The organism is Rhizobium sp. PEPV16 (genome assembly GCF_008919455.1).
In the GTDB taxonomy this organism is placed as follows: domain Bacteria; phylum Pseudomonadota; class Alphaproteobacteria; order Rhizobiales; family Rhizobiaceae; genus Rhizobium; species Rhizobium leguminosarum_Q.
Genome location: NZ_VSZV01000324.1, coordinates 26,008 through 33,910, shown reverse-complemented (window position 1 = coordinate 33,910; position 7,903 = coordinate 26,008). Strand labels below are relative to the sequence as shown.

Here is a 7,903-nt window from a genome sequence, read left to right as displayed (position 1 = left end):
CGGCCCTGGTGCTGCCCTATGCCGTGCGCGTCGTCTCGGCGAGCCTCGACAATCTGCGCTCGGACATCGAGGAGGCCGCCGTCCTGCTCGGTTCCTCGCGGCTCGGCGCCTTCTTCCGCGTGGTGATGCCGAATATCCGCGGCGGCATCCTTGCCGCCTTCATCCTCGGCTTCGTCACCAGCTTCAATCAGGTGCCGGTCTCGCTCTTCCTGTCCGGTCCCGGCGTCCGCACGCTGCCGATCGACATGCTGGGTTACATGGAAACCACCTACGATCCTTCCATCGCGGCGCTCTCCGCCCTTCTCGCCTTTCTCTCGATCGGCATCGTCTTTCTCGCCGAACGCTTCCTGGGATTCTCGCGCTATGTCTGATGCCTATCTTCAACTCGACAAGCTGACCCTTGCCTATGGCGACACGGTCGCGGTGCGGGACCTCGACCTTGCGATCGGCAAAGGTGAGCTAGTGGCGCTTCTCGGCCCCTCCGGCTGCGGCAAGACGACGACGATGCGGGCCATCGCCGGCCTGCTGACGCCGGCCTCCGGCCGCATCCGCGTCGACGGCGCCGATATCACCCGCGTCTCCGCCAACAAACGTGCCGTTGGCCTCGTCTTCCAGTCCTATGCCCTCTTCCCGCATCTGACAGTCTATGAGAACGTCGCCTTCGGCCTGCGTCTCAAGGGCATTTCAGCGGAGGATCTCGATGCCCGCGTCGGGGCCGGCCTGAAATCCGTCGGGCTCTCGGCTTTTACCGGCCGCAAGCCCGCCGAACTCTCCGGCGGCCAGCAGCAGCGGGTGGCGCTCGCTCGTTCGATGGTGATGGAGCCGAAGGTGCTGTTGCTCGACGAGCCGCTCTCCAATCTCGATGCCCGCCTTCGCCTTGAAATGCGCGCCGAATTACAGCGCGTGCACAAGGAGACCGGTGTCACCATGATCTTCGTCACCCACGACCAGGTGGAAGCCCTGGCGCTTGCCGACCGCATCGTCGTGATGCTGAACGGCGGCATCGAACAGATCGGTACGCCGGAGAAGATCTACAACAATCCGGCCTCAGCCTTCGTCGCCGATTTCGTCGGCTTCGAGAATGTCTTCGCGCTGAAGGATGGAAAGCTTGCGACGCCGAATGGGCCGGTCGGACTTCCCGGCCCGGCTCCGGAAGCCGCAGCCGGCCTCGCCTGGCGTCCGCGCATGGTGACCCTTGGCTCCGGTGCTTTCCAAGGCACTGTGCGCGGCACGTCTTTCGCCGGCAACACCCGCGAATACCTGCTCGACACTCCGCTCGGCCCGATCAAGGCAGAGATCGATGCGGGCCTGCCGCCGCACGAGATCGGCAGCCCGCTCGCCTTCGATCTGCCGGTTGCCAGGGCGGCAAGCCTCAAACGGTTCGGGTGAAATCATGGGCGTCTGGATCGACACGGACATGGGATTCGACGACATCGCCGCCATTCTGGTGGTGGGACAGTCGGAATTCGAGATCGACGGAATATCACTGGTCTTCGGCAACACGCCGCTGCCGCAGGTGAAGTTGAACGCTGCCGGCGCCGCCAGCACCTTCGGCTGGAAGTTTCCCATCCACACCGGCCGTGCCATGCCGGTGCTCGGCAAGCTCGAAACCGCTCAGGCGGTCCTGGGCAAAACCGGCATCCCCACAATTGGCAAGAGCCTGCCGAAGGCTGCGGCCCTTGCCGAAAGCGATGCCTTCACAGCACTCTACCGCTGGCTGGAGCGCAAAGGGCAGCATCGCATCCTGGCGCTCGGCCCGCTCACCAATATCGCCGCCGTGGCGCTCGCCCGGCCCGATCTCGCCGCCCGCATCACCGAACTCGTCTGGATGGGCGGCGGCGTCACGTCAGGCAACCATACGGCCTCCGCCGAGTTCAACGCGCTCGCCGATCCCGAGGCTCTCTCGATCGTCATCGCCCATGGCCTGCCGCTGCGCATGGTCGATCTCGACCTCTGCCGCAAGGTGCTGGCCAGACCCGAAGACGCCGAGCCGGTGCGCAACGCCGGCGGCGCCAATGCCGAGCTGATCGCCGATATGTTTTCGGGTTATATCCGCATCGGCACCAGCCGCGGCCGCCCGGCCATGGCAATTTACGATCCTTCCGCCGCCGTCGCCTTCGTCGCTCCAGATATCGTCAGCTTCCGCCCTGCCCGTATCGACGTCGAGCTGCAGGGCGCCTTGACCCGCGGCCGTACCGTCGTCGAGACCCGCGCCACGCATGCGACCTTCAATGCGCAATTCGCCGCCGACATCGATGCCGACATGGCGCGTGTCATCATTCTCGCTGCCCTGGTCAACGAGGCCCGCAAATGAACGCCACTGCTCGCCAAGAACCCGCCGATCTCAACGATCCTGCCTTGCGCGCCCGCGCCGTCGCTGCTGCACGCGGCGATGCCCCCTTCGACATGCTGATCACCGGCGGCCGGCTGCTCGATGCGGTGACGGGCCTGATCCGGCAAGCCGATATCGGCCTCGTCGGCGCGCTGATATCAAGCGTTCATGCCCCGGCAAGCCGCACGGATGCCGTCGAGATCATCGATGCGGCGGGCAGTATCCTGACGCCCGGCCTGATTGACACGCACATGCATATCGAAAGTTCGATGGTGACACCCGCCGAATATGCGAGCGCGGTCTTGCCACGCGGCGTCACCACGATCGTGTGGGATCCGCATGAATTCGGCAATGTCCATGGGCTCGACGGCGTGCGCTGGGCGATCGAGGCGGCGCGCAGCCTGCCGCTGCGTATGATCCTTCTCGCGCCCTCCTGTGTGCCCTCCGCGCCGGGCCTGGAACTTGCCGGCGCCGATTTCGATGCCTCCATGATCACCGAGATGCTGCACTCCTCCGCCGTCGGCGGCGTCGCCGAAGTGATGAACATGCGCGGCGTCATCGACGGCGATCCGCGCATGACTGATATCGTCAATGCCGGCCTTACCGCCGGCAAGCTCGTCTGCGGCCATGCCCGCGGCCTCGAAGACGCCGATCTCAACGCCTTCATGGCATCGGGCATCACCTCCGACCACGAACTTACCTCCGGCGCCGATCTCCTCGCCAAGCTTTCCGCCGGCCTGACGATCGAGCTGCGCGGCTCTCACGACCATCTGCTGCAGGAGTTCGTCGAGGTGCTGAACGGTCTCGGCCACCTGCCCCCGACCGTCACGCTCTGCACCGACGACGTCTTTCCGGACGAACTCCATGAAGGCGGCGGCCTCGACGACGTCATCAGGCGCCTGGTGCGCTACGGCATGAAGCCGGAATGGGCCATCCGTGCCGCGACCTTCAATGCCGCACAACGTTTGAAGCGCTCCGATCTCGGCCTCGTCGCCGCCGGCCGCCGCGCGGACATCGTGCTCTTCGAAGACCTCGCGGAATTCCGGGCGCGGCTCGTCATATCAGGCGGCCGCATCGTTGCCCGCGACGGCAGCATGCAGGTTACCGTCCAACAGATCGATACGGCGCCGCTTGTCAATTCGGTGAAGCTGCCGCCGCTGACCGAGAATGACTTTCGCATTCCGGCGAAGGGGGAGCGCGTCCGCGTCGCCACCATCGACCGCCCGCGCTTCACGCAATGGGGCGAGGCCGAAACCGAGGTCAGGGATGGTTTCATCGTGCCGCCGGCCGGCAGCGCCATGATTTCAGTCGTCCACCGCCACGGCAAGGCTGACGGTATACCGCGCATCGGCTTCCTCACTGGTTGGGGTGAATGGCGCGGCGCCTTCTGTACCACCGTTTCGCATGACAGCCACAACCTTACCGTCTTCGGCGGCAATGCGGGCGACATGGCGCTCGCCGCCAACGCCGTCATATCAGCCGGCGGCGGCATGGCGGTGGCCAAAGACGGTAAGATCGAGGCGATGCTTCCGCTGCCGCTCTCCGGCCTGGTGACCGATGCATCGCTGAAGGATACGGCCCTGGCCTTCGCCGGCATCCGCAAGGAGATGGAAAAGATCGTCACGTGGAAGCCGCCCTATCTGGTCTTCAAGGCCTGCTTCGGCGCAACACTCGCCTGCAATCTCGGCCCGCATCAGACCGATCGGGGAATTGCCGATGTGGTAACGGGCAAGGTGCTGGAAAACCCGGTACTGAAGGTTTTGTAAAGGCCAGGCACGCGCAAGCTCCCAGTATGCGTTTGTTCGATGAGGTCGAGCGCAGCCAACCCGTCGGGTCCTCCTGTCCTCATTTTTCGGCCTCTAATTCGGATCATTTGTTGCAATTCATTCTTAATTGCACAATAGTCGGAGTAAGAGTCGTCAAGCATTTTTGCAAATCGTTCTGAATCGCAACTTGTTCGACTCTCCGCGGCTATTGCAATTCGGTCGCAATAGCAGCAAGAGGAGAAATATATGCTCTATAGGGAAAGACGGTCGGTTTTGGCCGGAGTTATTGGGGTGGCATTCGCGGCCGTGCTGGCTGCTTTTCCCGCCGTCGCCCAACAGGCAAGCAATTCGAAGTTCAAGGTGGTGACGACCTTCACGGTGATTGCCGACATGGCAAAAAACGTGGCCGGTGATGCTGCGGTCGTGGAATCGATCACCAAGCCGGGCGCGGAGATCCACAACTATGCGCCGACACCGGGTGACATCCAGCGAGCACAAGGCGCACAGCTCATTCTCTGGAACGGGCTCAATCTGGAGCGCTGGTTCGAAAAGTTCTTCCAGAACCTGCACGACGTCCCCGGTGCCGTCGTCTCCGATGGCATCGAACCGCTGGGCATCTCGGAGGGCCCCTACGAAGGCAAGCCCAATCCCCACGCCTGGATGTCGCCGAAGAACGCCCTGATTTACGTCGACAATATCCGTGATGCTTTCGCAAAGTATGATCCGGCGAATGCGGAGACCTACAAGGCTAACGCCGAGGCCTACAAGCAGAAGATCGAAGCGACGATCACTCCGATCCGCGCCACCCTCGAAAAAATTCCCGAGGACAAGCGCTGGCTGGTTTCAAGCGAGGGCGCCTTTTCCTACCTCGCACGCGATTTCGGGCTGAAGGAACTCTATCTCTGGCCAATCAACGCCGACCAGCAGGGCACGCCCCAGCAGGTCCGCAAGGTGATCGATGCGGTGAAGGAAAACCAGATTCCAACCGTCTTCAGCGAAAGCACCGTTTCCGATAAACCGGCCCGGCAGGTGGCGCGCGAAACCGGCGCGCATTATGGCGGTGTCCTCTATGTCGACTCGCTGAGCGAAGCCGACGGCCCGGTGCCAACCTATATCGATCTTCTGCGCGTGACCTCCGATACCGTCGCGAAGGGTCTTGCCGATGGGTTGTCGCAATGACCGTGCTGCTTGGTAATCATGTCCGTCCCGCATCCTCGGATGCGGGATCGGGGATCACGGTAAAGGATGCGACCGTCACTTACCGCAACGGACATACGGCCCTGAGGGACGCGAGTTTCCAGATCCCCACGGGCACGATCGCCGCGCTGGTCGGTGTCAACGGTTCCGGCAAGTCGACACTCTTCAAGTCGATCATGGGTTTCGTGCGTCTCGCCAGGGGCCACATTCGCGTGCTTGGCATGCCGGTCGAAGAGGCGCTGCGCAAGAACCTTGTCGCTTATGTGCCGCAATCGGAAGAAGTCGACTGGAATTTCCCGGTGCTGGTCGAGGATGTCGTAATGATGGGCCGCTACGGCCACATGGGCATGATGCGCATCCCGAAGGCCGCGGACCACGAGGCAGTGGCGGCCGCGCTCGCCCGCGTCGCCATGAGCGAGTTCCGCAAGCGCCAGATCGGCGAGCTTTCCGGCGGTCAGAGGAAGCGGGTCTTTTTGGCGCGAGCACTGGCGCAGGACGGCCGGGTCATTCTGCTCGATGAACCCTTTACCGGCGTCGACGTAAAGACCGAGGACCAGATCATCAAGCTCCTGCACGAACTGCGGGATGAAGGCCGCGTCATGCTGGTCTCCACCCACAATCTCGGCTCCGTGCCGGAATTCTGCGACCGGACCATCCTGATCAAGGGCACGGTGCTCGCCTACGGCCCGACCGTCGAGACTTTTACGCAGGAAAATCTGGAAAAGACCTTTGGTGGCGTGCTGCGTCATTTCGTGTTGAGCGGAGCGCAGAACGGCAGGGCAACGTCGATCGGCGTCATAACCGATGATGAGCGCCCCTTGATTCTGCAGGGTGGCAAAGCGACTGCCCGGGGCCCCGATAGTGGCAATGGGGGGCGGGAATGATAGCCGACCTCCTGCAGCCCTTCACCTATGAATACATGGTCAATGCCATGTGGGTGTCCGCCCTTGTCGGCGGCGTCTGCGCTTTCCTCTCCTGTTATCTGATGCTGAAAGGCTGGTCGCTGATCGGCGACGCACTCTCGCACGCGATCGTTCCCGGCGTTGCCGGCGCCTATATGCTCGGACTTCCCTTTTCGATCGGAGCCTTCTTTTCCGGAGGGCTCGCTGCCGCAGCGATGCTTTTCCTCAACCAGCGCACCAAGCTGAAGGAAGATGCCATCATCGGCCTGATCTTCTCCTCTTTCTTCGGGCTGGGCCTGTTCATGGTTTCGCTCCAGCCGATGGCGGTCAACATCCAGACGATCGTGCTCGGCAACATTCTCGCCATCACGCCCGAGGATACGCTGCAACTCGCCATCATCGGCTTCGTGTCACTCGCTGTCCTGCTCGTCAAATGGAAGGACCTGATGGTCACTTTCTTCGACGAGAGCCATGCCCGATCGATCGGTCTCAATCCGACCGCTCTCAAGGTCATTTTCTTCACGCTGCTGTCCGCCTCCACCGTCGCGGCGCTGCAGACAGTCGGTGCATTCCTCGTCATCTGCATGGTGGTGACGCCTGGCGCGACCGCCTATCTGCTGACTGACCGCTTCCCGCGGCTGCTTGTGATCGCCGTCATCATCGGATCGATGACCAGTTTCGTGGGCGCTTATGCGAGTTACTTCCTCGATGGCGCGACAGGCGGCATCATCGTGGTGCTACAGACGGCAATCTTCCTGATCGCGTTCTTCTTCGCACCCAAACACGGCATGCTGGCAGCGCGCAGACGCGCCGCACGGGCACTGGAGGCAGCGCCATGAACATGGTCGACACGCTTCTTTCGCCTTTCCAGTTCGGCTTCATGGTGAATGCGCTGGTGATCTCGGTGCTGGTCGCAATCCCGATGGCGCTGTTGTCCTGCTTCCTGGTTCTGAAAGGCTGGTCTCTGATGGGAGACGCCATCAGCCACGCCGTCTTCCCCGGCGTGGTTATCGCCTATATCATCGGCATACCCTTCGCGGTCGGCGCCTTCGTGGCCGGCATGTTTTGTGCTATCGCCACCGGTTTTCTGAAAGATAACAGCCGTATCAAACAGGATACGGTGATGGGCATCGTTTTCTCCGGAATGTTCGGGCTCGGCCTGGTTCTTTATGTCAAGATCCAGTCCGACGTGCATCTCGACCACATCCTGTTCGGCGATATGCTCGGTGTCTCCTGGCGCGACATCGGGCAATCGGCCGTCATCGCCGCGATCACGGCTGTCATTCTTGGTGTGAAGTGGAAGGACTTCCTGCTGCACGCCTTCGACCCCGCCCAGGCGAGGGCGGTGGGCCTCAGGATCAACCTGCTGCATTACGGCCTTCTCGCCCTCATCTCGCTGACGATCGTCGGCGCCTTGCAGGCGGTCGGCATCATCCTTTCGATCGCCATGCTGATTGCGCCGGGAGCCATCGCCTTTCTGCTCACCCGCAAGTTCAGCACGATGCTGCTCCTCTCCGTCGTCATTGCCGTGATCGGCTCTTTCGTCGGCGTCTACCTTTCCTTCTTCATCGACAGCGCGCCGGCGCCGACCATCGTGCTTGTGCTGGCGATCGGCTTCGTGCTCGCCTTCATTCATGCCACGCGCGGGACGGCCCGGGTTGAGGAATCGCCGATCGACTGATGGACATTGACGAAGTCGCTGCAGC

At 62.4% G+C, this 7,903-nt stretch carries 8 protein-coding genes; all 8 read left to right on the top strand.

What is annotated here, in order from left to right; all coding sequences use genetic code 11:
• Positions 1-371, top strand: a 371-nt coding sequence (locus FY112_RS37960) for an ABC transporter permease subunit (protein WP_246700724.1), incomplete at its 5' end; no start/stop codon positions are given.
• Positions 364-1,389 (top strand): ABC transporter ATP-binding protein, encoded by a 1,026-nt coding sequence (locus tag FY112_RS21385; protein ID WP_151519226.1) that lies wholly within the window; start codon positions 364-366, stop codon positions 1,387-1,389. The genes FY112_RS37960 and FY112_RS21385, both read left to right, overlap by 8 nt.
• A gap of 4 nt (positions 1,390-1,393) precedes the next feature.
• Positions 1,394-2,314 (top strand): nucleoside hydrolase, encoded by a 921-nt coding sequence (locus FY112_RS21380; protein ID WP_151519225.1) that lies wholly within the window; start codon positions 1,394-1,396, stop codon positions 2,312-2,314.
• Positions 2,311-4,098: an adenine deaminase gene (locus FY112_RS21375; RefSeq protein ID WP_131718866.1), complete on the top strand. Its 1,788-nt coding sequence runs from the start codon at positions 2,311-2,313 to the stop codon at positions 4,096-4,098. Before FY112_RS21380 ends, FY112_RS21375 begins: the two co-directional genes overlap by 4 nt.
• Before the next feature lie 246 nt (positions 4,099-4,344).
• Positions 4,345-5,277, top strand: a complete 933-nt coding sequence (locus FY112_RS21370) for a metal ABC transporter substrate-binding protein (RefSeq protein WP_094087491.1) — start codon at positions 4,345-4,347, stop codon at positions 5,275-5,277.
• The gene (locus FY112_RS21365; protein WP_017961943.1) at positions 5,274-6,179 is read left to right on the top strand and encodes a manganese/iron ABC transporter ATP-binding protein; all 906 of its coding nucleotides are present in this window, start codon (positions 5,274-5,276) and stop codon (positions 6,177-6,179) included. The genes FY112_RS21370 and FY112_RS21365 overlap by 4 nt, the downstream gene beginning before the upstream one ends.
• Positions 6,176-7,036 carry an iron/manganese ABC transporter permease subunit SitC gene (sitC, locus tag FY112_RS21360; RefSeq protein ID WP_017961944.1) on the top strand — a complete coding sequence of 287 codons (861 nt, stop codon included), beginning with the start codon at positions 6,176-6,178 and terminating at the stop codon, positions 7,034-7,036. The genes FY112_RS21365 and sitC overlap by 4 nt, the downstream gene beginning before the upstream one ends.
• A complete protein-coding gene (locus tag FY112_RS21355) occupies positions 7,033-7,878 on the top strand; it encodes a metal ABC transporter permease (protein WP_017961945.1) in 846 nt (281 codons plus the stop codon). The genes sitC and FY112_RS21355 overlap by 4 nt, the downstream gene beginning before the upstream one ends.
• The last annotated feature ends 25 nt before the right edge of the window (positions 7,879-7,903 follow it).

Bases quoted from the DNA above. Each gene is read 5' to 3' on its own strand.
- sitC (WP_017961944.1), top strand. From the start codon at position 6,176: ATGATAGCCGACCTCCTGCAGCCCTTCACCTATGAATACATGGTCAAT.
- FY112_RS21380 (WP_151519225.1), top strand. From the start codon at position 1,394: ATGGGCGTCTGGATCGACACGGACATGGGATTCGACGACATCGCCGCC.
- FY112_RS21370 (WP_094087491.1), top strand. From the start codon at position 4,345: ATGCTCTATAGGGAAAGACGGTCGGTTTTGGCCGGAGTTATTGGGGTG.
- FY112_RS21355 (WP_017961945.1), top strand. From the start codon at position 7,033: ATGAACATGGTCGACACGCTTCTTTCGCCTTTCCAGTTCGGCTTCATG.
- FY112_RS21375 (WP_131718866.1), top strand. From the start codon at position 2,311: ATGAACGCCACTGCTCGCCAAGAACCCGCCGATCTCAACGATCCTGCC.
- FY112_RS21385 (WP_151519226.1), top strand. From the start codon at position 364: ATGTCTGATGCCTATCTTCAACTCGACAAGCTGACCCTTGCCTATGGC.
- FY112_RS21365 (WP_017961943.1), top strand. From the start codon at position 5,274: ATGACCGTGCTGCTTGGTAATCATGTCCGTCCCGCATCCTCGGATGCG.